26 protein-coding genes are annotated in these 25,324 nt (G+C 59.6%); 16 read left to right on the top strand and 10 right to left on the bottom strand.

The window, feature by feature from the left end; all coding sequences use genetic code 11:
• On the bottom strand, window positions 1-1,682 hold a 1,682-nt coding region (locus AC1DKH_RS15370; RefSeq protein WP_477798589.1), incomplete at its 3' end, for a retention module-containing protein.
• A gap of 588 nt (window positions 1,683-2,270) precedes the next feature.
• Between AC1DKH_RS15370 and AC1DKH_RS15365 the strand changes: the two genes are divergently transcribed.
• The 3 genes from AC1DKH_RS15365 (at window position 2,271) to AC1DKH_RS15355 (ending at window position 7,293) form a co-directional block, all read left to right on the top strand.
• Complete coding sequence (locus AC1DKH_RS15365) at window positions 2,271-3,629, top strand: TolC family outer membrane protein (RefSeq protein WP_477755379.1); 1,359 nt, start codon at window positions 2,271-2,273, stop codon at window positions 3,627-3,629.
• A 139-nt stretch (window positions 3,630-3,768) separates the two neighbouring features.
• Window positions 3,769-5,928 carry a type I secretion system permease/ATPase gene (locus AC1DKH_RS15360; RefSeq protein ID WP_477798588.1) on the top strand — a complete coding sequence of 720 codons (2,160 nt, stop codon included), beginning with the start codon at window positions 3,769-3,771 and terminating at the stop codon, window positions 5,926-5,928.
• 9 nt (window positions 5,929-5,937) lie between these two features.
• Window positions 5,938-7,293: an HlyD family type I secretion periplasmic adaptor subunit gene (locus AC1DKH_RS15355; RefSeq protein WP_477798587.1), complete on the top strand. Its 1,356-nt coding sequence runs from the start codon at window positions 5,938-5,940 to the stop codon at window positions 7,291-7,293.
• Between the two features lie 145 nt (window positions 7,294-7,438).
• On the opposite strand, the gene AC1DKH_RS15350 is transcribed toward AC1DKH_RS15355, so the two are convergent.
• Window positions 7,439-8,035 carry a tRNA-uridine aminocarboxypropyltransferase gene (locus tag AC1DKH_RS15350; protein WP_477798586.1) on the bottom strand — a complete coding sequence of 199 codons (597 nt, stop codon included), beginning with the start codon at window positions 8,033-8,035 and terminating at the stop codon, window positions 7,439-7,441.
• Between the two features lie 4 nt (window positions 8,036-8,039).
• A complete protein-coding gene (locus AC1DKH_RS15345; RefSeq protein WP_007972518.1) occupies window positions 8,040-8,933 on the bottom strand; it encodes a LysR family transcriptional regulator in 894 nt (297 codons plus the stop codon).
• Between the two features lie 332 nt (window positions 8,934-9,265).
• Here AC1DKH_RS15345 and speB point away from each other — a divergent pair, with 332 nt between their 5' ends.
• The 6 genes from speB (at window position 9,266) to AC1DKH_RS15315 (ending at window position 14,880) form a co-directional block, all read left to right on the top strand.
• Window positions 9,266-10,216 carry an agmatinase gene (speB, locus tag AC1DKH_RS15340; protein WP_477755383.1) on the top strand — a complete coding sequence of 317 codons (951 nt, stop codon included), beginning with the start codon at window positions 9,266-9,268 and terminating at the stop codon, window positions 10,214-10,216.
• Window positions 10,217-10,225: 9 nt separating this feature from the next.
• Window positions 10,226-10,648 carry a YybH family protein gene (locus AC1DKH_RS15335; protein ID WP_477755384.1) on the top strand — a complete coding sequence of 141 codons (423 nt, stop codon included), beginning with the start codon at window positions 10,226-10,228 and terminating at the stop codon, window positions 10,646-10,648.
• Window positions 10,649-10,703: 55 nt separating this feature from the next.
• On the top strand, window positions 10,704-12,215 hold the full coding sequence (locus tag AC1DKH_RS15330; RefSeq protein WP_477755385.1) for a purine-cytosine permease family protein: 1,512 nt from the start codon (window positions 10,704-10,706) through the stop codon (window positions 12,213-12,215).
• A 150-nt stretch (window positions 12,216-12,365) separates the two neighbouring features.
• Entirely contained in the window at window positions 12,366-13,745 is a 1,380-nt protein-coding gene (locus AC1DKH_RS15325; RefSeq protein ID WP_477798585.1) for a sodium:solute symporter family protein, read from the top strand.
• Window positions 13,746-13,830: 85 nt separating this feature from the next.
• Window positions 13,831-14,556 carry an MBL fold metallo-hydrolase gene (locus AC1DKH_RS15320; protein ID WP_477798584.1) on the top strand — a complete coding sequence of 242 codons (726 nt, stop codon included), beginning with the start codon at window positions 13,831-13,833 and terminating at the stop codon, window positions 14,554-14,556.
• 72 nt (window positions 14,557-14,628) lie between these two features.
• The gene (locus AC1DKH_RS15315) at window positions 14,629-14,880 is read left to right on the top strand and encodes an acyl carrier protein (RefSeq protein ID WP_477755388.1); all 252 of its coding nucleotides are present in this window, start codon (window positions 14,629-14,631) and stop codon (window positions 14,878-14,880) included.
• 86 nt (window positions 14,881-14,966) lie between these two features.
• Here the strand turns inward: AC1DKH_RS15315 and AC1DKH_RS15310 are convergent, their stop codons facing one another.
• Together AC1DKH_RS15310 and ptrR are read right to left on the bottom strand one after the other, a co-directional pair.
• On the bottom strand, window positions 14,967-15,095 hold the full coding sequence (locus tag AC1DKH_RS15310) for a PA1414 family protein (RefSeq protein WP_263986899.1): 129 nt from the start codon (window positions 15,093-15,095) through the stop codon (window positions 14,967-14,969).
• A gap of 135 nt (window positions 15,096-15,230) precedes the next feature.
• Window positions 15,231-16,124 (bottom strand): putrescine utilization regulator PtrR, encoded by an 894-nt coding sequence (gene ptrR / locus AC1DKH_RS15305; RefSeq protein WP_477798583.1) that lies wholly within the window; start codon window positions 16,122-16,124, stop codon window positions 15,231-15,233.
• Between the two features lie 104 nt (window positions 16,125-16,228).
• Here ptrR and AC1DKH_RS15300 point away from each other — a divergent pair, with 104 nt between their 5' ends.
• A complete protein-coding gene (locus AC1DKH_RS15300; RefSeq protein ID WP_477798582.1) occupies window positions 16,229-17,410 on the top strand; it encodes an MFS transporter in 1,182 nt (393 codons plus the stop codon).
• Here the strand turns inward: AC1DKH_RS15300 and AC1DKH_RS15295 are convergent.
• Both AC1DKH_RS15295 and AC1DKH_RS15290 read right to left on the bottom strand, forming a co-directional pair.
• Window positions 17,355-18,287, bottom strand: a complete 933-nt coding sequence (locus tag AC1DKH_RS15295; protein ID WP_477798581.1) for a DMT family transporter — start codon at window positions 18,285-18,287, stop codon at window positions 17,355-17,357. The two genes, AC1DKH_RS15300 and AC1DKH_RS15295, sit on opposite strands and share 56 nt — an antisense overlap.
• 234 nt (window positions 18,288-18,521) lie before the next feature.
• A complete protein-coding gene (locus AC1DKH_RS15290) occupies window positions 18,522-19,358 on the bottom strand; it encodes a CvfB family protein (protein WP_477798580.1) in 837 nt (278 codons plus the stop codon).
• Between the two features lie 351 nt (window positions 19,359-19,709).
• Between AC1DKH_RS15290 and AC1DKH_RS15285 the strand changes: the two genes are divergently transcribed.
• The 3 genes from AC1DKH_RS15285 (at window position 19,710) to AC1DKH_RS15275 (ending at window position 21,774) form a co-directional block, all read left to right on the top strand.
• A complete protein-coding gene (locus tag AC1DKH_RS15285; RefSeq protein WP_015096330.1) occupies window positions 19,710-19,898 on the top strand; it encodes a hypothetical protein in 189 nt (62 codons plus the stop codon).
• A 206-nt stretch (window positions 19,899-20,104) separates the two neighbouring features.
• Entirely contained in the window at window positions 20,105-20,827 is a 723-nt protein-coding gene (locus tag AC1DKH_RS15280; RefSeq protein ID WP_477798579.1) for a TorF family putative porin, read from the top strand.
• 77 nt (window positions 20,828-20,904) lie between these two features.
• On the top strand, window positions 20,905-21,774 hold the full coding sequence (locus tag AC1DKH_RS15275; protein ID WP_477798578.1) for a DUF6279 family lipoprotein: 870 nt from the start codon (window positions 20,905-20,907) through the stop codon (window positions 21,772-21,774).
• A gap of 122 nt (window positions 21,775-21,896) precedes the next feature.
• Here the strand turns inward: AC1DKH_RS15275 and AC1DKH_RS15270 are convergent, their stop codons facing one another.
• Entirely contained in the window at window positions 21,897-22,289 is a 393-nt protein-coding gene (locus AC1DKH_RS15270; RefSeq protein WP_409079345.1) for a transcriptional regulator, read from the bottom strand.
• A 194-nt stretch (window positions 22,290-22,483) separates the two neighbouring features.
• Here AC1DKH_RS15270 and AC1DKH_RS15265 point away from each other — a divergent pair, with 194 nt between their 5' ends.
• The gene (locus AC1DKH_RS15265; RefSeq protein WP_477798577.1) at window positions 22,484-23,218 is read left to right on the top strand and encodes a DUF899 domain-containing protein; all 735 of its coding nucleotides are present in this window, start codon (window positions 22,484-22,486) and stop codon (window positions 23,216-23,218) included.
• Between the two features lie 176 nt (window positions 23,219-23,394).
• The gene (locus tag AC1DKH_RS15260) at window positions 23,395-23,673 is read left to right on the top strand and encodes a hypothetical protein (RefSeq protein ID WP_477798576.1); all 279 of its coding nucleotides are present in this window, start codon (window positions 23,395-23,397) and stop codon (window positions 23,671-23,673) included.
• 588 nt (window positions 23,674-24,261) lie between these two features.
• Here the strand turns inward: AC1DKH_RS15260 and AC1DKH_RS15255 are convergent.
• The gene (locus AC1DKH_RS15255) at window positions 24,262-24,546 is read right to left on the bottom strand and encodes a hypothetical protein (RefSeq protein WP_477798575.1); all 285 of its coding nucleotides are present in this window, start codon (window positions 24,544-24,546) and stop codon (window positions 24,262-24,264) included.
• A 91-nt stretch (window positions 24,547-24,637) separates the two neighbouring features.
• Window positions 24,638-24,994 (bottom strand): hypothetical protein, encoded by a 357-nt coding sequence (locus AC1DKH_RS15250; protein WP_477798574.1) that lies wholly within the window; start codon window positions 24,992-24,994, stop codon window positions 24,638-24,640.
• Between the two features lie 46 nt (window positions 24,995-25,040).
• Here AC1DKH_RS15250 and AC1DKH_RS15245 point away from each other — a divergent pair, with 46 nt between their 5' ends.
• Window positions 25,041-25,196 carry a BPSL0761 family protein gene (locus AC1DKH_RS15245; protein WP_477798573.1) on the top strand — a complete coding sequence of 52 codons (156 nt, stop codon included), beginning with the start codon at window positions 25,041-25,043 and terminating at the stop codon, window positions 25,194-25,196.
• Window positions 25,197-25,324 lie beyond the last annotated feature (128 nt).

The following is a 25,324-nucleotide window of genomic DNA, read 5'->3' as shown; positions in this document are numbered from 1 at the left end:
ACGGTCACGGCGAACTGCTCAGGCAAAGTGTTGGCGCCATTGGCGGTTGGGTGGGCTTCGTTATCGTTGAGGGTGTAGCTGTAGCTGATCACCCCGGTCGCGGCATTGAACCCGGTGATGGTCAGGGTGCTGCCCAGTGGCGTGGTGATAGATTGTGGAAAGCCGGCGGCCACACCGCCGGTGACCACGGCGATACCGCCGACGGTCAGGGTCGTTACGCCGTCGAGGGCGGTGACCGTAAAGGTGCCGTTCTGGGTCAACGCCGTGGCATCCGGTGCGCTGCCGTCGCTGAGGTTTTTCTCGAAGACGGTGAGTTCGCCGCCCCCAACGTTCAAACCGCCAACCGTCACCGAATCATCGTTGTTGTGGATCTGCAGCACCAGGTTGGCGGTGCTGCTGTCGCCGTCCGCATCGGTGAGGGTGTAGCTGAAGGTCTCCGTCGCACTGCCACCGCCGTGCAGGGCTATGAAGTCGGCATCGCTGGTGTTCAGCGTGTAGGTGTAAGTGCCGTTGGCGTTGAGCACCAGGGTGCCGTAAGTCCCGGCGAAGGTCCCGGGAGTGATGGGGCCGGTGTTTTCTCCGAGCGTCACGCGGTCGGCGCCCTGCACGTCGTTGGTCAGCACGTTGCCGTTGAGGGTCAGCAGGGTTTCCGAGGCGGTGCCATTATTGTCATCGACTGCTTTGGGCACGTCGTCGATGATGCTGATATCCAGCGTACCGGTAATGCTGTCGCCATTGCTGTCGCTGGCCACCACGGTGACGTGTTCGACAAGACTATTGGCACCCTCGCCGCTTGCGTGGGATTCGGCACGGTTGAGGGTGTAGCTGTAACTGACCACGCCCGTGGCCGGGTTGTAACTGGTGACGGTCAGCGTGCTGCCCAGCGGGGAGGTGATCGACTGTGGGAAACCTGCCGCGACGCCGCCGCTGATCAAGTTGATCGCGCCGATGCTAAGGCTGGTCAGCCCGTCTGGCGCATTGATGGTAAAGGTGCCGCTTCGCGTCAGCGAGTCTGCGTTCCTCGCCGAACCGTCGGCCAGGTTGGCTTCATTGACGGTCCGCTCGCCGTTCTGCTCCGACAGGCCGTCGAAGGTGAGCGGATTGTTCGGCACTTGCGCAACCACCGGCGGCACCACAGGAGCATCGTCCGCTACAACGTTATTGTCTGGATTGGCGTTCAGGCGTTCTTCGGGAAGTTCAGGAATGTCATTGAAACCGGCAGTGGGGAAGCCGATGATCGGATCGACTCGCCCGCCCACTTCTTCGAGCAGGACGAAACCATGACCACTGCCCTGGACTCCGCCCGGTACACCGGTAGTCGTGGCAGGCCCGGCAGCAGTGGCTTCAGCGGTTTGGGTCGGGTCATCGCCAGCCGTAATGGCTTTTTGCAGCTGTGCGACATCCGTCAGCTGCGCTTCGCTCGGCGTCACCGCCTCAGACGAGTCCACATGGGGAATCTGATTGGCGAGCAACTGCGGCGTCATCTGCATGCTGCTGCCGCGCCCGAGGGTCAGTTCCTGGCCATTTTGCAGATGCACCGCCACCGCGCCTTCTGCGCCGGTGCTCAGTTGGTCGCCGGCAAACAGCCTGTCCCCCTCGACCAAAGCACGCCGGGTGCCGTCGATCGCAACCGCGAACACCTGGCCGATGACCTTACTGACGATACCGATGAGCGTAGCCATGTGCACTTCCTCCGCTGCCAACCGCTGTCGGCAGCTTGTTTGTGCGAAGAACGTGCGCATGGCTCAAGCGGGTTGTCTGGCGAATCGTGTTGCGGGTGCCGGTTTACTTGAGTAAGCCGCGGCCCCGGCAACGATCTCGCCCAGCCAGTCGCTCACGGCGCTGTTTACGATTTTAGGGAAAGCCCTCTGCAATCAATGGCATCGGATCCCTGTGCGCAACAACGTTGCCTGTGAGCGATGCGTAACGATCTCGAATCAGTCAAGTGACAAAAAACCGTCGCCACCAGATCGCTCGCATCCCTCCCTTCCAGCACTTCTCCGCTCTATGTCGATAAGTGGATTGGAACTTTCCTCAAACCCCGATGAGCGCCCTAGAGCCCATAAAACAAGGGCTTTCGAATTGAACAATGTGCTGGATTTTGCAGGGCGCATAAGTTTTTTTTGGCATACCCGTTATGAAAAAAATTTCTTAGCTACGCTCCAGAATGTTCTTAGCTCTTTTGTTAAAGATGTGAAACAACTTTACCTACAAATATCGTCAAATAATTGGCAACTGATAAGCACCATCAGGAATCAGGGAGATGCACCATGCGCCTATTAACCCCCCTCTGCAGCGCGGTTCTCTTGGCCATGGCCTGCTCGTCCCAGGCCCAGGCCATGACGCTGACCGACGCAATCCAGAGCACCATCGCGACCCACCCGGAGCTGGCATCGCGGGTGGACAGCCGTCTGTCGGCTGATGAGGATGTGAAGGTCGCCAAAGGGGGGTTTTATCCATCGGTTGATCTGAACGCCGCCTACGGACGCGGGTACAGCGATAACACCAATACCCGGGCGTTCGGCAATCACCACACCGAAACCCTCAACTACACCCAGTCGGAATTGCGTCTGCGGCAAATGCTCTTCGACGGATTCAACACTGCCAATGAAGTCGGGCGCACCCAGGGCGTGGTCAACTCGCGAGCCTATTACGCTCAAGGTACGGCTCAGGACCTGGCCCTGCGCACCACCGAGGTTTACCTCGAAGTGCTCAAGCGCCGCGAACTGGTGACACTGGCCAAGAACAACCTGCAAGCGCACTTGCGGGTCAACGACCAGATCGGCCTGCGCACCCAGCGCGGCGTGGGCAGCAACGCCGATGCCGACCAGTCCTCGGCTCGCCGGGCACTGGCAGAAAACAACCTCGACACCGCCGAAGTCGATCTGGCTGACGCCGAGTCGAACTTCTACGCCGTTGTGGGGCGTATGCCCGATGAGCTCGAAACCCCGCCGTCGATTCGCGGCGAAGTCCCCACTTCCCTGCCCGAAGCCCAGCAGAGCATGGTGGAAAACAACCCTTACCTGAAATCCGCCCAGGCCGACGTGCAATCGGCCGAAAGCCAGTACGAGGTCGCCAAGTCGCCGTTCTACCCACGCTTCGACGCCGAGGCCGCCGTGGGCGCGAACAACAACGTGCAGGGTGATGTAGGTCACGACAATGAATGGCGGGTCGGTGTATTAATGAACTACAACCTGTTCCGCGGTGGCAGCGACAAGGCGCGCCTGGCCTCCGACTCGCACAAGATCAACCAGGCCATGGACATTCGTAACAATGCCCTGCGCCAGCTCAACGAGAACATTCACCTGGCCTGGAACGCCATGGTCAATGCCAAGAAACAAACCCCGACCGCCCGTGAATACGCCGACACCAGCAAACGCGTACGCATCGCCTACCAGGATCAGTTCGGCCTCGGTCAACGGACCCTGCTGGACCTGCTCGACAGTGAAAACGAACTCTACAACGCCAACCGTCGCTACACCGAAGTGCGCTACACCGAAGAGTTTTCGATGTACCGCGTCCTGGCGAACATGGGCCAGTTGTTGAGCAAACAACGGGTCGTACTGCCCGCCGATGCGATCGCCCAGACCGAAGTGAAAAACGAAGCGCGTCTGCCTGAAATGAAATAACTGTAGGAGCTGCCGCAGGCTGCGATCTTTTGATCTTGATTGCTCAAAAGCAAAGTCAAAAGATCGCAGCCTGCGGCAGCTCCTACAGTGAGATATGCAGATATCTGTCAATTGCCGCAGAGCAACGGGAGCAATCAATGTGACCAGCATGGAGCCCGGCAACACTGGTGTCGATCCACGCCTGAGCTTCGATGACCCGCTTCTGGACGGTCTGCTGATCCTCTGCAAACTCCACGGCGCGGCGGTCAGCCGCGCCAGCCTGAGTGCCGGGCTGCCCATGGCACACCAACGCCTGAGCCTGGACCTGTTGCCCCGCGCAGCGGCCCGGGCCGGTTTGCAGGCGCGCTTGCTGCGCCGCGACCTCAAGGACATCTCCGCGCTCAACCTGCCTGTGCTGCTGTTGCTCAACAACGGCCGCACGGCCGTCCTGCGTCGTTATGGCGAGGACGGCAAGGTACTGATCCTGCCCAGCGAAGCCGACGGCGGCGAACAATGGCTCAGCCCCGAGGAGCTGGCCGAACACTACAGTGGCCAGGCGTTGTTTGCCCGGCCACGCCACGAACTCGAAGACTTGCGCTCGCCGCTGGTGCCTCGGGTCCAGGCCTGGTTTCGCGATACGCTGAAGCTGTCGAAATGGCTGTACAGCGATGCGATCCTGGCGAGCTTCCTGATCAACCTGCTGGGCCTGATGGTGCCGCTGTTCGTGATGCAGACCTACGACCGCGTGGTGCCGAACCAGGCCACTTCGACTTTGTGGGTGCTGGCGATCGGTCTGCTGATCGGCACCGTTTTCGAACTGGTGCTGCGGGTCGTGCGCGCGCACTTGCTGGATACCGCCGGCAAGAAAACCGACGTGATCCTGTCAGCTACCCTGTTCGAGCGCATCACCGGCATGGCGATGAAAGCGCGGCCGGCGACCATCGGTGGTTTCGCCCAAAGCATTCATGACTTCCAGGGCCTGCGGGAGTTTCTCACCGCCGTGACCCTCACCAGCCTGATCGACCTGCCCTTCTGCCTGCTGATGCTGCTGGTGATCGGCCTGCTCGGCGGCTGGCTGGTGGTGATCCCGATACTGGCGTTTCCCATCACCATCATCTTCGCCATGGTGATCCAGGTACGCCTGCGCGACACCGTACAGAAAAGCCTCAGCCTCGGCGCCGAACGCCAGGCACTGCTGATCGAAACCCTCAGCGGCCTGGAAACCCTCAAGGCCTGCAGCGCCGAAAGCGAGCGCCAGCACAAATGGGAAAGCACCCACGGCGCCCTCACCCGCCTCGACAGCCATGCGCGCAACCTCTCGGCCCTGGCCACCAACGGCACGCTGTTCATCCAGCAACTGTCCGGCATGGCGACCATCGTCGCCGGGGTCTACAGCATCATCGCCGGCAACCTCAGCGTCGGTGCCCTGGTGGCCAGCTACATGCTCGGCAGCCGGGTGCTGGCGCCGCTGGGACAGATCGCCGGCCTGATCACCCGCTACCAGCAAGCGCAACTGACCATGAAAAGCACCGATGCGCTGATGGGCCTGCCTCAGGAGCGCGATGCCAGACAACGGCCACTGGAGCGCACCCAACTGCAAGGCGCGCTGGATGTTGTCGGCGTGACCTTCCACTACAACGGCCAGAGTGCTCCCGCCCTGGCCAATATCAGCTTCAGCGTGAAACCCGGGGAGCGCATCGGCATTATCGGCCGCAGTGGCTCAGGCAAAAGCACCCTGGCGCGACTGGTGATGGGCTTCTACGAACCGGATGAAGGCCAGTTGCTGCTCGATGGCCTGGACCTGCGGCAACTGGACGTCGCCGACCTGCGCCATCAAATCGGTTACGTCGCGCACGACCTGCCGCTGCTGGCCGGCAGCCTGCGCGACAACCTGACCCTCGGCGCGCGCTACATCAGTGACTCACGCATGCTCGAAGTGGCGGAAATGACCGGCGTCACCGAACTGGCCCGGCAACACCCGCAAGGCTTCGACCGGCCCGTGGGCGAACGCGGGCAACTGCTGTCCGGCGGCCAGCGCCAGGCCGTATTGATGGCCCGGTCCATGTTGCTCGACCCGCCCATCATGCTGCTCGACGAGCCCACCTGCGCCATGGACAACAGCAGCGAAGACGTCCTGCGGCAAAAACTTCACGGCTGGATCCAGGGCAAAACTCTCCTGCTGGTGACCCACCGCACTTCGATGCTGAGCCTGGTGGACCGGTTGGTGGTGCTGGACAACGGACGGATCGTCGCCGACGGTCCGAAAGAAGCGGTCATCGATGCACTGCGCAAGGGCCGTGTCGGCTCTGCGGCCGTCTAGGAGTCGTCCATGCCTGCCGATCAAGGATCCCGTGGCTACTTCGACAGTTTCAACAAAAGTGCCGAAACCGAGTTCATGCCGGAAACCGCTGGCGCCTCGTTGCAGGACTCACCGCGCTGGTCGCGCATCACCGTGTGGCTGGCCGCCGCGCTGGTGGTCAGCGCACTGGTCTGGGCCAGATTCGCCGTGTTGCAGGAAGTGACCATGGGCGAAGGCAAGGCGATTCCGTCGAGCAAAGTCCAGGTGATCCAGAACCTGGAGGGCGGCATCGTCACTGAAATTTTCGTCCGTGAAGGGCAAATGGTGAACAAGGGCGACACTTTGCTGCGCCTGGATGACACCCGCTATCTGTCGAACAAGGGCGAAAGCGAAGCCGATCGTTATGCCTTGACCGCGCAGGTCGAACGGCTTTCGGCCGAAGCCGAAGGCCGGCCGTTCAAATTGTCAGAAGAAGTGATCGCCAAGGCTCCGCAAGTGGCAGAAGACGAGCGCTCGCTGTACGAGCAGCGGCAACGCCGACTGGCCAGCGAACAGCGCACCCTGACCGAGCAACTTCGGCAAAAAACCCAGGAGCTGGCCGAATTTCGCTCGAAACAGGGTCAATTCAGTTCAAGCCTGGCGTTGTTGCAGCAAGAGATGAACATGTCCACACCGCTGGTAGGCACGGGTGCGGTGTCACCGGTGGAAATCCTGCGCCTCAAACGCAGCGCGGTGGAGATTCGCGGCTCGCTGAACGCCACCACCCTGGCGATCCCCCGGGCCGAATCGGCGATCAACGAGATAAAAAGCAAGATCGATGAGTCAGAACAGACCTTCCGTTCCGAAGCCGCCAAAGAGCTGAACGAGAAACGCACCGACCTGTCGAAAATCACGGCATCGAGCATCGCCATCGACGACCGCGTGACCCGTACCACCGTGGTCTCGCCGGTTCACGGCATCATCAAGGTGTTGAAGGTCAACACCATCGGCGGCGTGGTCCAGCCCGGCAGCGACATGGTGGAAATCGTACCGCTGGAAGACAACCTGCTGATCGAAGCCAAGGTGCGGCCACAGGACGTTGCATTCCTGCATCCAGGCCAGAAAGCGATGGTCAAGTTCAGTGCCTACGACTACACCATTTACGGCGGCCTGAGCGCCAAGCTGGAGTTGATCGGTGCCGACACCATCACCGACGACAAGGGCAACAGCTTCTATCTGATTCAGGTGCGTACTGACAAAAACCATTTGGGCGGGGATGTGAAACCGCTGCTGATCATCCCGGGGATGGTGGCGACGGTGGACATTATTACCGGGGAGAAAACAGTGCTCGATTACCTGCTTAAACCGGTGTTGAAGGCGCGGACCGAGGCGATGCGGGAGCGGTAGGTCGTATCCAGAATCTGCGGTGACTGATCTGCCGCCATCGCGAGCAAGCTCGCTCCCACAGTGTCCGCGTCGTACACAAAATCTGCAAACACCACAAAACCTGTGGGAGCGAGCTTGCTCGCGATGGGGCCATGACAGACACCGACTATTTCGGACCATGGTTACGCTGATAAACCTCCTCCCCCATCGCCGCAATCTGCCCCTCGATCAACGCCTCGAATGGCTTCAGCAACGGCGCAAACGAAGTCGGTGCTTCGAGGGTTTCCAGCGCCTGCACAATCGCCTCCACCGTCGACAACGCCCCCGGCCCCGGCGCCTTGCGCAGGCGATAGCGCGACACACCGCCCTCTGCCAGCATCACCCTCGGCAACGCCGCCAGCAGCGGATTGAGGTGCAGCAACTTGCGCACCTTGCGCCAGGTGCCGTCCGGGACAACCAGCAACAACGGTTCGTCTGTCGCGGCATAAGCTTGCATTGGCTGCGCATCGTCACCGGGAAACAACAACCGCGCCTGATACCCCGGCCGGTTCAACAGCGTCGGCAAATCCTCGAACACCTCGCCGACGATCAACTCGGCATTGTTCAAGCCCAACGCCGCCAGCCGCGCCGTATTCAGCGCATGGCTCACTTCGCTCGGATGCTGCAAAAGCAACACCCGGGTGCGGCTGTCGAGGCTCGGGATCAATGGGCACAGGCAGTGGCTTTGCGGGCGCAGGCAGCGCGGGCACTGGATTCTGGACATCTTCTCAGGCCTGATTCAGTTGGGCTTTAAGCAAATCACGGAAAGTCTGGATCAGCGGCTCGCGGCTACGGCCCCGGCGCACGATCATCGAGAACGGCGCCTGATAACCGAAGGTCGCCGGCAGCAACACCCGCAGGTCACCCTTGTCGGCCCAGGCCTGGGCGTAGTGCTCCGGCAGGTAGCCGATGTAGGCGCCGGACAGCACCAGAATCAACTGGGCCTCCATACTTTCTACCGTCGCGGCGCTGTGCTTGAAACCGTGGCGCGCCAGTTCGGCCTGGCTCCAGTAGCCACGACCGACCATGCGCTGCTGGGTGATCACTTGCTCGGGAATGCGCCGCTCGTTGAACAGCGGATGCCGCGTGCTGCAATACAACCAGTGTTGTTCACGGTACAGCGGCATGTACACCAGACCGCTCATGCGCGTGGAAAACGCGCCGATGGCCAGGTCGAGACGATTGTCCTGCACGCCGAGTTGCAATTCGTAAGGGCTCATCACCGACAGGTGCAAGTGCACGGCCGGGTGTTCCTGACTGTAGGCGCCGATGGCTTCGGCGAACGGCAGGGCCTTGTCGCTGACGGTGGAATCGATTACCCCGAGGTTCAAGGTACCGCGCAACTCGCCCTTGAGGGCGGCGGCGTACTGCTCGAAGCCTTCGAGTTCGCCCAACAGGCGCAGGGTTTCCTGATGGAACAGCTCGCCCTTGCTGGTCAGGCTGAAACCGCCACGACCGCGATGGCACAGCACCAGGCCGAGGGCTGCTTCGAGCTGGCTCATGTAGGTGCTGATGGCCGACGTCGAGAGATTGAGCTCCTGCTGGGCGTTGGCGAACCCCTGATGGCGCACCACGCTGACGAAGATGCGCAATAGTTTCAGGTCGGGTAAAGCGTTGGCCATGGGTACTCCAAACTCTGGGTCGCGGCAGCTACGTCCCTGTAGGAGCTGCCGAAGGCTGCGATCTTTTGATCTTGACTCTGTGCGGCCTGAGACCGCTGAAAATCAAAAGATCGCAGCCTTCGGCAGCTCCTACAGGTTTATCTGCAGCTTTCGTGTTGCGGTGAAGTCTATCGACCTCGCGCACATTAGTTTAGAAAAATCTGAACTAAGTATTTGCCCGTAGCGATTCTTCCCGGCCACTACATTTCGCAGAATCGGCGCCACAAGGTTCGCCCGTACTCCCGTGAACGGCGCAACCCAATAAATAAAACAACGACGATGAGGCCTTACCCGTGGACAAGATTCTTCACCAACCACTGGGCGGCAACGAAATGCCGCGCTTCGGCGGCATCGCCACCATGATGCGACTCCCCCACTTGCAAACTGCTGCCGGCCTGGACGCTGCCTTCGTAGGCGTGCCGCTGGACATCGGTACCTCCCTGCGCCCTGGCACCCGTTTCGGGCCTCGCGATATCCGCGCCGAATCGGTGATGATCCGTCCTTACAACATGGCCACCGGTGCTGCGCCGTTCGATTCGCTGTCGGTTGCCGACATCGGCGACGTGGCGATCAACACCTTCAACCTGCTGGACGCCGTACGCATCATCGAAGAAGCCTACGACGACATCCTCGAACACAACGTGATCCCCCTGACCCTGGGCGGCGACCACACCATCACCCTGCCGATCCTGCGTGCCATCCATAAGAAGCACGGCAAGGTCGGCCTGGTGCACATCGACGCCCACGCCGATGTGAACGATCACATGTTCGGCGAGAAAATCGCCCACGGCACCACCTTCCGTCGCGCCGTTGAAGAAGGCCTGCTGGACCCGGACCGTGTCGTGCAGATCGGCCTGCGCGCCCAGGGCTACACCGCTGATGACTTCAACTGGAGCCGCAACCAGGGCTTCCGCGTGGTTCAGGCCGAAGAGTGCTGGCACAAATCGCTGGAGCCTTTGATGGCTGAAGTCCGCGAGAAAGTCGGCGGCGGCCCGGTGTACCTGAGCTTCGACATCGACGGCATCGACCCGGCCTGGGCACCGGGTACCGGCACCCCGGAAATCGGCGGCTTGACGACCATTCAGGCGATCGAGATCGTTCGTGGCTGCCAAGGCCTCGACCTGGTCGGTTGCGATCTGGTAGAAGTCTCGCCCGCTTACGACACCACCGGCAACACCTCGCTGCTGGCCGCCAACCTGCTGTACGAAATGCTCTGCGTACTGCCTGGCGTAGTCCATCGCTGAGGATGGTTCATGAACGAACGTGATCAGGTTTTGAAAGCCGCCGCCGATCTGGTGTCCGCTTTTGCCCGTAACGATCGCGAAGCCTACTTCGGTGCGTTCAGCACCGATGCCAGCTTCGTCTTCTACACCCTCGAACAGCCCCTGCTGTCACGCGACGCCTATCAGGCGATGTGGGACGGCTGGCGCTGCGAGGATGGCTTCGAGGTGCTCTCGTGCACCTCAAGCAACGCTTTCGTCAGCCTGCAGGGTGACGTGGCGATTTTCATCCATGACGTAGCCACCGAGTTGCGCATGCAAGGGGAGCAGCACTTTAGCCAGGAGCGCGAGACGATTGTTTTCAAGAAACAAGCGTCTGGCCAAGAACAACAAGGCCTATGGCTGGCCTGCCACGAACATTTGTCCGCGATGCCGGAAGGGCTGCCACCCCCTTAGCCAAGACAGGTGACGCTCACGCACGATGAGCGCGCCTTTATGATCGGAGCTGATCATGAATAACAACAACAAAGACCAAAGCCTTACGCAAATTGAAACCCACGGGGTCGAACAGATCCCGGACAACGAACGCACCGCAGGCCCGACGGACTTGTTCCGGATGATCTTCGGTGGTTCCAACACCTTTGCCACCGCCGTGCTCGGCAGCTTCCCGGTCCTGTTCGGCCTGTCGTTCCAGGCGGGCGTCTGGGCGATTGTGCTGGGCGTATTGCTGGGTTCGCTGATCCTCGCGCCAATGGGCCTGTTCGGCCCGATCAACGGCACGAACAACGCCGTGTCCTCCGGTGCGCACTTCGGCGTGCACGGGCGGATCGTCGGCTCGTTCCTGTCGCTGTTGACCGCCATCGCCTTCTTCTCGCTCTCGGTGTGGAGTTCGGGGGATGCGCTGATCGGTGGCGCCAAACGCCTGATCGGCCTGCCGGAAACCGACCTGACCCTGGGCCTGGCCTACGGTCTGTTCGCGATCCTGGTACTGACCGTGTGCATCTATGGCTTTCGCTTCCTGCTGTGGGTCAACAAGATCGCGGTGTGGAGTGCCAGCCTGCTGTTCCTGCTGGGCATCTTCGCCTTCGCCGGTCCCTTCGATGTGAACTACGCCGGCACCGTCAACATGGGGCAACCCGGTTTCTGGGCTGCGTTCATTGGCGCTGCGCTGGTGGCAATGAGCAACCCGATTTCCTTCGGTGCGTTCCTCGGCGACTGGTCGCGCTACATTCCGCGTGACACTTCCAAGCGCCGGATCATGGCGGCGGTGGTGATTTCGCAGATCGCGACGTTCATCCCGTTCCTGTTCGGCCTGACCACCGCCACCATCGTAGCGATCAAGGCACCGGACTACATCGCGGCCAACAACTATGTCGGCGGCCTGCTGGCGGTATCGCCGAGCTGGTTCTTCCTGCCGGTGTGCCTGATTGCGGTGATCGGCGGCATGTCCACCGGCACCACTTCGCTCTATGGCACCGGCCTGGACATGTCCAGCGTATTCCCACGGGTGCTGTCGCGGGTCAAGGCCACGCTGCTGATCGGTGTGATGTCGATTGCCTTCATCTTCATCGGGCGCTTCGCGGCCAACCTGGTGCAGAGCGTGTCGACCTTCGCCGTGCTGATCATCACCTGCACCACCCCGTGGATGGTGATCATGATCATCGGCCTGCTGGTGCGTCGCGGCTTCTACTGCCCGGATGACCTGCAAGTGTTCACCCGCGGCGAGAAAGGTGGCCGCTACTGGTTCACCCACGGCTGGAACTGGCGTGGCCTGGGCGCCTGGATCCCGAGCGCGGCCGTCGGCCTGTGCTTCGTCAACCTGCCGGGTCAGTTCGTCGGGCCACTGGGCGAAATGGCCGGCGGTATCGACATCAGCCTGCCAGTGACCCTGGGCCTGGCCTCGGTGGTGTACCTGGCGTTGCTGAGCCTGTTCCCGGAACCACGCGAAGTGTTCGGCCCGAACGACCTTCGCAGCAAGAGCACGGATTCGCTCGCTAAACCGGCGCTGCGTCAAGCCGCCTGATTAAACGCACTACCTGTGGGAGCGAGCCTGCTCGCGAAGAACGATGACGCGGTTTGCCTGAAAAACCGTGGCGCCTGATTCGCGAGCAGGCTCGCTCCCACAGGATTGATTTCAGCCTCACATAAAAAAGACAATCGGAGACACGCAACAATGGCTTTGGATTTATTCGTCGTACTCATCTACGCCGCCGCGATGCTGATACTCGGCTACTACGGCATGCGCAAGGCCAAGACCAACGAAGACTTCTTGGTCGCCGGTCGTAACCTCGGCCCAAGCCTGTACATGGGCACCATGGCTGCCACCGTTCTGGGCGGCGCGTCCACCGTGGGCACCGTGCGTCTGGGCTACGTGCATGGCATCTCCGGTTTCTGGCTGTGTGCGGCCCTTGGTTGCGGGATCGTCGCGCTGAACCTGTTCCTCGCCAAACCGTTGCTGAAACTGAAGATCTACACCGTTACCCAGGTGCTGGAAAAACGCTACAACCCGATGGCCCGCTCCGCGAGCGCGGTGATCATGCTGGCCTACGCGCTGATGATCGGCGTGACCTCGATCCTGGCGATCGGCACCGTTCTGCAAGTGCTGTTCGGCCTGCCGTTCTGGATCTCGGTACTGCTCGGTGGCGGTGTCGTGGTGATCTACTCGGCGATCGGCGGCATGTGGTCGCTGACCCTGACCGACATCGTCCAGTTCGTGATCAAGACTGTCGGCCTGATGTTCATCCTGTTGCCAATCTGCCTGTACCGCGTTGGCGGCTGGGATGAGTTGGTGTTGAAACTGCCGGCGGCGAGCTTCAGCTTCACCACCATCGGTTGGGACACCATCATCACCTACTTCATGATCTACTTCTTCGGCATCCTGATCGGTCAGGACATCTGGCAACGGGTGTTCACCGTCAAGACCGCCAAAGTGGCTCAGGTTGCCGGTACCGCGGCCGGTATCTACTGCATCCTCTACGGCCTGGCCTGTGCCCTGATCGGCATGGCTGCCCACGTACTGATCCCGGACCTGGACAACGTCAACAACGCCTTCGCCGCCATCGTCAAACTGTCCCTGCCGGACGGTATCCGTGGCCTGGTGATCGCTGCCGCACTGGCCGCCATGATGTCCACCGCCAGCGCCGGCCTGCTGGCCGCTGCTACCACCCTGACCGAAGACCTGCTGCCGAAACTGCGTGGCGGCAAACAGTCGAGCCTGGCGATCAACCGCCTGTTCACCCTGTTGACCGGCATCGTGGTACTGGGCATCGCTCTGATCGTGAACGACGTGATCAGCGCCCTGACCCTGGCCTACAACCTGTTGGTCGGCGGCATGCTGATCCCGCTGATGGGTGCGATTTTCTGGAAGCGCGCTACCACCGCCGGCGCTATCGCCAGCATGGGCATGGGCTTCGCCACCGCGCTGCTGTTCATGTTCAAGGACGGTCTGGATGCCAACACCCCGATCTACTACAGCCTCGGTGTAGGCCTGGTGAGTTTCGTGGTGGTCAGCCTGCTGTCCCGTCGCCCGGAGACTGTGGCCAGCGCTGCCTAAACTGAAAAGAATGGAATGACTTTTTCTTCGACGAGTGTGGCGTCGGTTGCCATACTCGTTTTTTTTCGTCTGGAGAAAACATTTTATGAAGATTGTTTCTCGCGACCAGTGGTTCGAAGTGAAACCGCTCAGTGACGGCATCCGCCTGATTCACGAGCCGTACATCCGCCCCTTCTACCGCTGCAACCTCTGGCACATCCAGGGTCGTGACAAAGACCTGCTGCTGGACAGCGGCTCGGGCCTGGTCAGCCTGCGCGAGCAACTGCCGTGGATCACCGAGCGGCCGCTGGTGGCGGTGGCCAGCCACTGCCATTTCGATCACATCGCCGGTCATCACGAATTCACCGAGCGCCTGGTACATCCGGCCGAGGCGGACATTCTGGCCGCACCGGATGGCGACAACGACCTGAGCAAAGCCTTTGTCGGCGACGACATGTTCGAAGCCCACCCCGATTGCCCGCTGTGCTACGCCGAATACCGGGTCAAAGCGGCACCGGCCACAGGGTTTATCGAAGATGGAGATGTGCTGGACCTGGGCAATCGGGTGCTACAGGTCGTGCACACACCGGGACACTCACCGGGCGGCATCTGCCTGTACGAAGCCGCCACCGAGACCTTGTTCAGCGGCGACATCATCTACGACGGCCCGCTGATCGAAGACGCCTACCACTCCAACCTCGATGACTACGCGCGCAGCCTGCAACGCTTGCGTGAGCTGTCGATCCGCACGGTGCATGGCGGGCATTTCGGCAGTTTTTCCGGGGAGCATTTGCGCAACATGATTGACGAATGGCAGCGCTCACACGGCTAAAGCCTGCTGTACTCAACGGCAGGAACTGCTCCGGCACGGAGAACAAAACCGCCTCCTCCTCGAAGAACGCTCATGAAAAAAACTGCCGTTCGTACTGTCGTGCACCGCTACATCAGCCGCCTGCTGGAAGGCCGGGATGACTTCGACGACAACGCCAGCCTGGCGCAGTTGGGACTGGATAAAGAAGATATCGAAGAACTGATCTTCCATCTGGAAGATGAGCTGGGTGTAACGGCGTTTACCGTGGAAGAAGACCGGATGCTGAAATCCGCCAGGACGGCGAATGATTTGAGCCGGTTCTTGCTGGAGATCGGGCGGTACTAAGGCTGCTGATCAAACGTACACGAAGCGGCAAGGGAGATTGCTCCCTCGCCACGAAAAACCTTTCACCTGTCAGATGTTATCTGCCATTACCGGCGTCGCTGCTGGCGCCGACGCTGTTCGTCGTCAGTACGAACAGGCACGGGTTGCATTGGCGGTTCGATCAAACCGAGAGCCACGCCCAGGTCATGCAGCCAGTTTTGAATTTTCTCTTTCATGGTGCCCCCTTCAGGGTAGTGCCGAGCGGCCAAAATTCTCTAGCCCCTTCGCACAGATAATAGTCCGAAGTCCCGTGCAATGCTCGCGCAAAGTCGCAATGATCTGTTACTGAATCCATCACAATCAGCCTGTGTTCAGGCAATTTCCCGCGCCTGCACCTGTCCCGTAGGAAAAACCACCTTTTGTTGCTCGATCCAGGCATTCAGGTTGGCCCCGACCATGCCCTTGCGCCACATCAGCCAAGTGGTAGCGCTGGCGAACGGCTCGGCCAACGGATGCACTGCCACACTCTCACGGCCCGGCAGGCTGGCGAGCATCGACTCCGACATCAGCGCCACACCGGAACCGGCAATCACACACGCCAGCATCCCCGGATAGGACTCGATCTCCATCGCCCGGCCCATGGCCGCATGGTCATGGGCGAACCAGGCCTCCAGGCGCATGCGGTAGGAGCAGCCCTGGCGAAAGGTGAACACCGAACGACCTTGCACATCCAGCGCGCTGCGCACGGGCGGATGATCGGCCTCGCTGATCAGCACCAGGCGCTCTTCGCACAAGGGCACCCCGTCGAGCCCGGCCAGTTCCATGGGGCCATCCACCAGTGCCGCATCGAGTCGGCCGGTGAGCAGGCCTTCGAGCAATTCACCGCTGGGCCCGGATTGCACTTGCAGGTTCACGGCCGGATACAGGCGGTGATAGCGCGCCAATAGCCGCGGAAGATGAATCGCCGCCGTGCTGTACATGGTGCCGAGCACGAAGTCGCCCGCCGGTTGCCCGCCCTGCACTGCCGCGCTGGCTTCGTCGCGCAAGGCAAACAGTTTGGCCGTGTAGTCCAGCAGGACTTTTCCCGCAGGCGACAACTGCAAGCGCTGACGCTCGCGCAGGAACAGTTCGACACCCAGTTGCTCCTCCAGCTGTTTGAGCCGGGTCGACAGGTTCGACGGCACTCGATGCAGCCGTTCGGCGGCCCGGGTGATGGACCCTTCTTGCGCCACCGCCTGGAAGATGCGCAATTGGCTGAATTCCACGGCATTCTCCAAAAAAGAACAAGTTACTCACTATTATTCATTTTTAAAGAAAGTCAATCAATCCTAGCCTGACGGTCATCGATCCTCTGAACGGAATCCAGACCATGTCTCCCTTGATTCGCTTATCCGCCAGTTTCGTTGCCCTGATGATGGCCATGGGCATCGGCCGTTTTGCCCTGACACCGCAACTGCCGCACCTGCTCAGCGAAGGTCAGATCGACCTGACCGCCGCCGGACTGATTGCCGCCGCCAATTACCTCGGTTATTTCATCGGCGCGGTGGACGCCATGTTCTCCCGGCGTCCTGAGCAAGTGCGCCGGCGCTTGCTGGGCGGGTTGTGGCTCTGCGTACTGCTGACCCTGGCGTCGTTCTGGGCCAATGGTTTCTGGTCGCACCTGCTGCTGCGCTTCGGCACCGGTGTGGCCAGCGCCTGGGTGCTGGTGATGATCACCGCCCTGAGCCAGCCGCTCGCGGCAGCGGCCGGTCGCCCACGATTAGGCGCCCTGGTCTTCGCCGGACCGGGTTTGGGGATTTTTCTGACAGGTTTGTTGGCCCTGGGCTCGAACCTGCTGGGCCAGACTTCCGCCACCTTGTGGCTGGTGTACGCCGCCACAGGGCTGGCGATGCTGCTGGGGATCCTGCCATTCCTGCCACAACCGGACACAACCGCGACTGCTGCGCCCAGCGCCAACGCATCGCACACCCAAGGCATCGGTCGTCTGGGCTGGATCTATGGCTTGTACGGATTGGGCTACATCATCCCGGCGACCTTTCTGTCGCAGATGGCCAACGCGCAATTCCATGGCCAATGGCAGGCCGACCTGTTCTGGCCGTGCTTTGGCCTGGCGGCTGCCACGGGTGTGGTGCTGGTGAGTCTGCGTCGCCAAAGGCCGGGAGCAACGCGTCACTGGTTGATGGCGACGTTATGGCTGCAAGCCGCCGGCGTGTTCGCCTGCCTGCTGGGCAACGGGCCAGGTCTGGCGTTGGGTGTGATCCTGTGCGGCACGCCATTCCTGGCTTGCATGCAACTGGTGATGCAGCGTTCCCGGGAACTGGCGCCCCACGCTACCCAGCGCAATGCCGGCCTGCTGACGGCCTGCTTCGCCGTGGGCCAACTGAGCGGGCCATTGCTGGCGGCGCTGAGCAGTCATTTCAGTGGCGGTTTGCAGCCGGCACTGGTGGTCGCCGGCTGCGGTCTGTTGCTCGCCGGCGGTCTGTTGCTCGCGCCGGTCAGTGCTGACCGAGGGCTTTGCGCAAACGACGGCGCAGCCACTGTTCAGCACTGACAAAGGTGATGCCCGCCAACACCAGCACGGCACCGATGACGAAGTTCAGGCTCAGCGCCTCGCCCAGCAGCACCACACCGAACGTGACGCCGAACAACGGCGTCATGAACGAAAACACCGCGAGGTTCGCCGCCAGGTACCGGCGCAGCAGCCAGAACCAGATCAGGTAACTGAAGAACGACACGATCACGCCCTGAAACAGCACACTGGCGACCGCCACGGTGGTCAGGCTGACATGGGTGACCTGGCCGCTGAGCAGCGCAATCAACAACAGGCCGAAGAAGCCGACAATCAACTGATAGAACAGCGTCAGGGTCACCGGCGCTTCCGACAGGCGCGAAGCGCGCACCACCACCGTGGTCGCGCCCCAGGCGGCACCCGCCAGCACGCCCAGGGCATCGCCCATCAACATGCGGTAATCAAGGTTGTCCCAGGACACCCCACCGGCAAACGCAATCGCAATCCCGATAAACGCCAGGACAATCCCCAGCCATTGCAACGGCCGCAAACACTCACTGGGCAGCAACCAGTGCACCCCCAATGCGGTGAAGATCGGGGCCGTGTAGAGGAACACCGACATGTGCGCCGCCGTGGTCAGTTGCAGGCCTTCGGAAATGAAGAAGAACTCCAGGCCGAACAAGGCACCGGCCAACAGACCGCCGCGCCAGGTTGCACCCACCTGGTTCCAGCCGCCCTTCCAGCAGATCAGCAGCCCGACCAGCAACGCCGACATACCGGAACGTCCGGCCGCCTGCATCACCGGCGCAATATCGGCCGCCGCCCACTTGATCATCACCTGCTGCACGCCCCAGACCAGGCACAACCCGACCATCACTTGCAGGGCAAACCCGTCGGCGCTGCGCCGGGTGGCGCTCACCGAAACACCTCGAAGACACAATCCATGGCAAAGACTCGGCAGTAAAAGCAAAGCCCCGGCCTTCTCGTTGAAAAGAACACACCGGGGCGAAAAATCATGTTGTCGATTATTAACCAGAAGGCCAGAAAATGCCCCTGTAGGAGCTGCCGAAGGCTGCGATTTTGATTTTTAAAGATCAAAAGATCGCCCGAGCGCGGACCGAGCCTTCGGCAGCTCCTACACGTCAGAGTGGGGTCAACTGAGTTCGATGCGATCGGCATGAATGACAATCTGGCCATTCTTGTACAACACACCGATGGCCTTCTTGAAGTTGCCCTTGCTGACACCAAACAGGCTGCTGATCAACGCCGGATCACTCTTGTCGCTGACCGCCAGGCTGCCGTTGTTTTCGCGCAACTTGGCGAGGATCTTCGAGTTCAGGCTGGTGGCCGCTTCCTGGCCGACCGGTTGCAGGCTCAGGCTGATCTTGCCGTCGGCGCGAACTTCCTTGATGAAACCCTTTTCTTCTTTACCGGCGCGCATGAACTTGAAGATTTCGTTCTTGTGGATCAGGCCCCAATGCTTGTTGTTGATGATGGCCTTGAAGCCCATGTCCGTGGCTTCGGCCACCAGCAAGTCCACTTCCTGGCCCGCGATGTAGTTGGCCGGGGTCTTGTCCAGGTAGCGGTCCAGACGCGCGGTCGCGGTGATGCGACGGGTGTGTTTGTCGAGATAGACGTGCACCACCACATACTCGCCCGCCGTCATCTGGCGCTTCTCTTCGGAGAACGGCAGCAACAGGTCTTTCGGCAACCCCCAGTCCAGGAATACGCCGATGCTGTTGACTTCAACAACTTTCAAACTGGCAAATTCACCGACTTGAACTTTCGGTTTTTCAGTAGTTGCGATGAGTTTGTCATCGCTGTCCAGATAAATAAAAACGTTGAGCCAGTCTTCATCTTCGGTAGGAATATCTTTGGGAATATAACGATTAGGCAGAAGGATTTCGCCATCCGCGCCACCGTCCAGATATAAACCGAAGTTAGTGTGTTTAACCACTTGCAAACTGTTGTAACGCCCGACTAAAGCCATGTCCAATACCCTCATTGCGTGGGCGGCATTCTACCCGGTTTTAGGCGCCGCGTTCGGTAGCCGGCCCGGTGGTACGAGAAATTCCTCTGAAGGCCTTGATTTTCCGGGGTTTGCATCGAGCACCTGGCCGCTCGTCAGACCGATCCGGGTATTTACGCCATGCTCAGGCCAGCGTAACGCGGTATTTCCCCAGGCAATGTTCTTAGTTAAAACAGCGGCTTAGACACCTATTTCGAATACTGGCCGATGCCTGTTTACCCCGACCTCACGAATATGCCGAGGGGATATTTGCCAAGCAATTATCAGGTTATTCCTGTACGATGCCTGGCCAAGTTAATTTTCTACAGGTTAATGGCCGCCATGCGTGTAAAAGCATCCACCAGCAAAGCAAAGCCAGCTCCAGCCGTCGAAACCAGCGAATCGATCAACAGCCAGATCGCTGCGTTCCTCAAGTCCGGCGGTGAAATCCAGCAAATTGCCAAAGGCGTCAGCGGCCAGACGTTCGGCCCGTCCAAGCAGATCACCCTGGGCAAAAAGTAATACCCTCGCGTCACCTGGTCCCAAAGCGCTTTGAGCTTCGAAGCGCTTGGACTGGAACCCTCATCACTCCTCTGGCACTTCTTCAAATCCTCTAAAAATCGACGAACGGCCTTCATTGCCGATCATTCGCCGGTATCCTTGCACACGTCTGGATCAAGCGTTTCAGCGGGCCCGCCAGCCTGTCCTCGCTGTTCATGGAGTGACGCATGTTCAAACCCTTCTATCTATCGGCATTGCTCGCCAGCCTGCTGGCCTGCTCCGTAGCACACGCACAAATCTTTCAGCGTGAGCTGGGGGGCTTCGACCTCAAGCTCGGCACCACCCCCACCCGCAGCATGGCCCAGGGCCTGGTCAAGCCTTCGGCCGTCGGCTCGTTCCACGGCGGCCTGGACCTGAGCCACGACAGTGGTTTCTACGTGGGCCAATGGTCGCCCAGCATGGGCATCAGCCCGGGGAAAAACCTCGAACTCGACTCCTACATGGGTTTCAAACAACCCTTCGACCAAACCCTCGGCTACGAAGTGGGCCTGATCCGCTACAGTTACCCGGAAGTCACGACACCTGACAGCCAGGAACTGTTCGGCGGCCTGACCTTGCTCGGCAGCCGTTTCGGCGTCGCCTTCAGCAATGACCCGGACAAACAGAACAACACCCTGTTCGCTGACTTGAGCGGCAATCAACCGTTTGGTGTCGGCGTCAGCCTGAAATACACCTCCCACCAATTCAATACGCCAGTGGCGGTGGATGGCGGGTATGTAGGCAGTTTTACCGATTGGTCGCTGAAATTGTCCCGCCCGTTCATGGGCATCGACCTCGACCTGATCTACAGTGACTCCAGCCTGAGCGGCAGCGGTTGCTCGGCCTATGCCGGGCACAACAGCCAGTGCGACGGACTGGTTACACTCAAGGCCGAACACGCGTTCTATTGATCGGCTGAACTGCCGCCCCCCTCTTGGGTTCACATGAGAATCAGCCCCCGAAGACTGGCTTTCGCAAGGATTCGCCCATGTCCCGCTGGTTCAAACATATCGCCGTTGTGTTGACCGTTACCCTCGCCCTCGGCGCGTGCAGCCGCGTGGGCCTGGCCTACCGCAATCTCGATGTGATCATCCCGTGGACGCTCAGCGACTACCTGGACATGAACGGCGAGCAAAAAAGCTGGCTGGACGTACGCCTGAAAGAGCACCTGAGTTGGCACTGCACCACCCAACTGCCCGGCTACCTCGACTGGCTGGACCGGCTGCAAGCCATGATCGCCAACAACCAGGTCACCGATGCCGCCTTGCAGGCCCGCGCTCAGGAAGCCGAACAGGCGATCGCGGAGACCGCGCGGGAAATCACCCCATCAGCCATCGAATTGCTGCAAGGGCTGGATGACAAGCAAGTCGCCGAAATGAACGATGCCTTTGCCAAGGACCAGCGCAAACGCGAGGAGGAATACCTCAAGCCTCCCCTTGATCAGCAGATCAAGGAGCGCGGTGCGCGCATGGAGACGCGCCTGAACGACTGGCTCGGCCCCCTGAACACTACCCAGCAACAGCGGGTAGCCACATGGTCCAGCGCCCTGGGCGAGCAGAACACCCAGTGGCTTGCCAACCGGGTCCATTGGCAGAAGCAGTTCAGCGCGGCCGTTGCGCAACGCAAGAATCCCCAATTCCCACAACGCATCGAGACACTTCTGGTCCATCGCGAGAGCTTGTGGACGCCCGCCTATCGTCAGGCCTTTGCCAACACCGAGGCCCAGGCGCGTTCACTGTTCGTGGATCTGATGGCTGAAAGCACGCCGAACCAGCGCGCACGCTTGCTGAAGAAAATCGATGGTGTGCGCAAGGACTTCAGCGACTTGAAGTGCCTGAAAGCGGCGAAACAAGGCTGACTGCAACGCAAGACCCATGTGGGAGCGAGCCCGCTCGCGAAGACGGTTTAACTATCAACACTCATGTTGAACTCAATGGCCTCTTCGCGAGCAGGCTCGCTCCCACAGGGGATCACACCACGTCAGGCAATCTGCGCCTTCGACGCCACCTCATCGAACGTCACCTCATCCAGCGCATCCTCCTGCTCGTCCAGCACCTGCCGCGGGTGATCATTGCCGGGAATACTGCTGTCGATCAGGCTCAACAAACGCGAACCCCGCGCCGTCAAAATGTAATTGGTGCCCGTGCCGCCTTCGTCTTCCGGTCGCGGCTCGATATAGCCACGCGCCAGCAGTAACTTTTCGTACTCTCCAGCCACCGTTTTCAAGTGATCAAGATTTTCAATCGGCTCGCCTTCCGCGGCCTTTTGCGCGGCATGCTGTTCGGCGTAAGGCCGCGGTGTGAAACTGTGGCCCGCACTGTTTTGCACTTCATGCAGCAAGCGCTCAATCAAGTCCCAGTTGTAAGTCGTCATCCTGATTCAACCTCCGGTGCCCGTTCGATTGATGCCCGTGCAATTGCACGGGCCTTACAGGTTGTGACCGGTACGCCCGGCCGCCGTTCAGCGGGGCGTTTGCAGACGACCGACCGGCGGTATGTCGAATTCCACGCAAGCCAAACGACTAGGCTGTGTAAGTCACCTCCCCGCCCCACGCAGGAGAAAACAACATGAACATTCAGAACCATCCCGTCGTATCGCGGGAAGAATGGCTCGCCGCCCGCAAACAGCACCTGGCCCGCGAGAAAGCCTTCACCAAGGAAAGGGACAGACTCAGCGCCGAACGCCGCGCCCTGCCCTGGGTGAAAATCGACAAGGACTACCACTTCCAGGGCCCCGACGGCGAACTGAAACTGGCGGACCTGTTCGGGGGGCGCAGCCAGTTGGTCATCTACCACTTCATGTTCGCCGAGGGCTGGGATGAGGGCTGCCCCGGTTGCTCGTACCTGAGCGATCACATCGACGGCGCCAACCAGCACCTGGCCTACCATGACGTGGCCGTGGTGGCGGTTTCCCACGCACCGCTCGCTGAGTTCCAGGCCTTCAAACGGCGCATGGGCTGGAAGTTCGACTGGGTGTCGTCGGCAGGATGCGATTTCAACTACGACTTTGGCGTCTGTTCCCGGGCCGAAGAGGTCGTCGCCGGAAAGGCTACGTACAACTACGAAAAAACCGACGGCGCCGAGGAAGAACTTCCAGGTCTCAGCGTGTTTTATCGCAATGACGCTGGAGAAATTTTCCATACCTACTCCACCTATGCCCGTGGTCTGGACATGCTGGTCGGCGCCTACAACTACCTCGACCTGACACCCAAGGGTCGCAACGAAGAGGAAATCATGGAGTGGGTGCGGCATCACGACAAATATAAGGAACAGGAGCAGTCGAGCTGCTGTCATGGTGGTTAGCCCCAGACACCGAGGCGCGGCCTTCGCGGGCAAGCCACGCTCCCACCGTTTCTGTGGTGTTCACAAAACCTGTGGGCTTGCCCGCGAAGAGGCCCTGACAATCACAGACTGAACTTTCCCCAGGGGCCAACCCTCAACCGGATAACCCGCCTTGACCGGAACTGAGGCCCGCCCCCATGAAACCACTGCTGAAGAAGCTAACTCTCGCCGCTGTCCTCGCTTGTGCCCTGCCCGCCTGGGCTTGCACCCCCGACGAAGCCACCGCCAAGCGCGAACAACTGGCCAGGGAAGTGGCCAGGCTCACCGAGCAGAACCCGGCCAAGGCCAAGGAGATCAACGACGAGTTGCAGAAGATGGATCTGGGCACTGCCGCTAAAGACCTGCCGGACAAGTGCCAGTTGATCGACCAGCGCTTGAAGGAATTGGAGTCCGCCGAGAAGAAAGCCGAAGTCTGATAAACGCCAGGCATAAAAAACCCGGACACTGTCCGGGTTTTTCATAGGCCGTCTACAACGACTTACTCAGCCGCCGGCGCTTCCGGCTTGCGACGCTTGAGCGGGGCCATGCCGTCCTTGCTGACCAGAGAAAAAATGGGGACAGACCACATTTTCCATCTAAAAAATCGAAGCTTTTTCGGTCTTCCCGGGTATCCCCGCCGAATTCGTCGCCCAAGCATAGCTTCAATTTCAGCAGCAGATCGCGAACCACCAGGCATCAAGACACGTGCGCTGCGTGGCATACGGTGAGTCCTTTCACAATTAATGATGCTGACAACTTAGTCAACCCAACAAAAAACAATCCCTATCTATTTCGCACTACTTCAGATCATCAAAATGCGACACGAAAAATGTGGTCTGTCCCCGTTTACTCTGTCGCCGGCAGGTCCGGGCGATTAGGCACGATTCCGGTCGTACCATTGACAAGGAATGGGTTCGACGAAGTTAACCAGTCAGGTTTATGGATAGGAGAAACCCCGTAGCAATAACTTCGTGGAAAGTTGACTTTTAGCCTTTACTCGATATCGGTTAATAGCCAATTTTTTATTACTTAGAAGAGAAAAAAAACACCGTCAGATATAGAAAAAAAGCAAACCCCGCCAAACCTCTCCGCAACACTGGATCTGCATTGAGTCCCATCCCTCCAGGGCCAACACCTACCCAACCACCTCGTAAATAATTGTACACAGCTTGGCCAAACCACAGTTGAGCCAATACCATTGAATAAAATCTTTTCCAGCTACCATCGAACCTTACAATACCGCTGGCAATGGCCATCACCAACAAAAGAAAACCAACGTAATGTTTATATTTTTCTAAAAAACTGGTCATTTACTCCCCTTTAAATATATCGGCCGTTTTTTTCGACAATAGTGTCCCAGACCCCGGCGGCGCCAAGCCCATTAGATAGCTTACTAGCGACTTACTCCGACATACCTATCCCTACAGCATACTTTTCAAAAGAGGTGCTCAACGCATTACCAGCTAAACTTGAAACCACATCATCTTTTAAATACCCCGCCAATAAAGATGCAGCAGTCGAGCTATTAGACAATATGGCAGAAATTGCGCCACCGGCAGGTATTGCTGCCACGCCCATCAGCCATCCGATATCGTTTACTGCTTTAACATCTGTTGCCCTGAGCCATTTCAAAGTTCCAACGTCAGCGAAATCAATATTAGCTCCGGAGGCCAGACACTCCGCGCTTCCGCAAGGAAAATAGCGAGATGCATAGGCGATTCCATCTATTGTGATGGGTACTCTATGTGTTCCGATCATTCTTGGTTAGGGTGAGATTAGATTCAACTTTCTCAAGGCGAATCGAATGAACGGAAGACAGATCTGTATGACTATGGTGCATGAACGTACACGCAGCGTTACCCAAACGGAAACGTTTCTAAGGGATCTTGTCCATGATACGAGTTTGCCTGAAGCAATAAGGCTTCGTGCTAAAGGCCTACTGCGCCACTACCACTATTGAGAAACTTACATGTTACGCAATGTCCACCACTGGCAACTTACCTCAGGTTCAAATGTCACTCTAGCCTCTGAAGTCGATTCACAAATATCAAATACAACGCGAACTCCCGCCCCTGAGCTATCCCGCAC

Source organism: Pseudomonas sp. 05L36 (assembly GCF_056398125.1).
Note: the sequence above shows the minus strand (reverse complement) of the source record. Positions and strands in the feature narration are given on the sequence as shown.

Bases quoted from the DNA above. Each gene is read 5' to 3' on its own strand.
- AC1DKH_RS15345 (WP_007972518.1), bottom strand. From the start codon at position 8,933: ATGGCCAACGCTTTACCCGACCTGAAACTATTGCGCATCTTCGTCAGC.
- AC1DKH_RS15320 (WP_477798584.1), top strand. From the start codon at position 13,831: ATGAAGATTGTTTCTCGCGACCAGTGGTTCGAAGTGAAACCGCTCAGT.
- AC1DKH_RS15280 (WP_477798579.1), top strand. From the start codon at position 20,105: ATGTTCAAACCCTTCTATCTATCGGCATTGCTCGCCAGCCTGCTGGCC.
- AC1DKH_RS15270 (WP_409079345.1), bottom strand. From the start codon at position 22,289: ATGACGACTTACAACTGGGACTTGATTGAGCGCTTGCTGCATGAAGTG.
- AC1DKH_RS15285 (WP_015096330.1), top strand. From the start codon at position 19,710: ATGGCCGCCATGCGTGTAAAAGCATCCACCAGCAAAGCAAAGCCAGCT.
- AC1DKH_RS15335 (WP_477755384.1), top strand. From the start codon at position 10,226: ATGAACGAACGTGATCAGGTTTTGAAAGCCGCCGCCGATCTGGTGTCC.
- AC1DKH_RS15245 (WP_477798573.1), top strand. From the start codon at position 25,041: ATGAACGGAAGACAGATCTGTATGACTATGGTGCATGAACGTACACGC.
- AC1DKH_RS15365 (WP_477755379.1), top strand. From the start codon at position 2,271: ATGCGCCTATTAACCCCCCTCTGCAGCGCGGTTCTCTTGGCCATGGCC.
- AC1DKH_RS15290 (WP_477798580.1), bottom strand. From the start codon at position 19,358: ATGGCTTTAGTCGGGCGTTACAACAGTTTGCAAGTGGTTAAACACACT.
- AC1DKH_RS15330 (WP_477755385.1), top strand. From the start codon at position 10,704: ATGAATAACAACAACAAAGACCAAAGCCTTACGCAAATTGAAACCCAC.
- AC1DKH_RS15275 (WP_477798578.1), top strand. From the start codon at position 20,905: ATGTCCCGCTGGTTCAAACATATCGCCGTTGTGTTGACCGTTACCCTC.
- AC1DKH_RS15310 (WP_263986899.1), bottom strand. From the start codon at position 15,095: ATGAAAGAGAAAATTCAAAACTGGCTGCATGACCTGGGCGTGGCTCTC.
- AC1DKH_RS15255 (WP_477798575.1), bottom strand. From the start codon at position 24,546: ATGACCAGTTTTTTAGAAAAATATAAACATTACGTTGGTTTTCTTTTG.
- AC1DKH_RS15355 (WP_477798587.1), top strand. From the start codon at position 5,938: ATGCCTGCCGATCAAGGATCCCGTGGCTACTTCGACAGTTTCAACAAA.
- AC1DKH_RS15300 (WP_477798582.1), top strand. From the start codon at position 16,229: ATGTCTCCCTTGATTCGCTTATCCGCCAGTTTCGTTGCCCTGATGATG.
- AC1DKH_RS15265 (WP_477798577.1), top strand. From the start codon at position 22,484: ATGAACATTCAGAACCATCCCGTCGTATCGCGGGAAGAATGGCTCGCC.
- AC1DKH_RS15350 (WP_477798586.1), bottom strand. From the start codon at position 8,035: ATGTCCAGAATCCAGTGCCCGCGCTGCCTGCGCCCGCAAAGCCACTGC.
- AC1DKH_RS15315 (WP_477755388.1), top strand. From the start codon at position 14,629: ATGAAAAAAACTGCCGTTCGTACTGTCGTGCACCGCTACATCAGCCGC.
- AC1DKH_RS15325 (WP_477798585.1), top strand. From the start codon at position 12,366: ATGGCTTTGGATTTATTCGTCGTACTCATCTACGCCGCCGCGATGCTG.
- AC1DKH_RS15260 (WP_477798576.1), top strand. From the start codon at position 23,395: ATGAAACCACTGCTGAAGAAGCTAACTCTCGCCGCTGTCCTCGCTTGT.
- AC1DKH_RS15250 (WP_477798574.1), bottom strand. From the start codon at position 24,994: ATGATCGGAACACATAGAGTACCCATCACAATAGATGGAATCGCCTAT.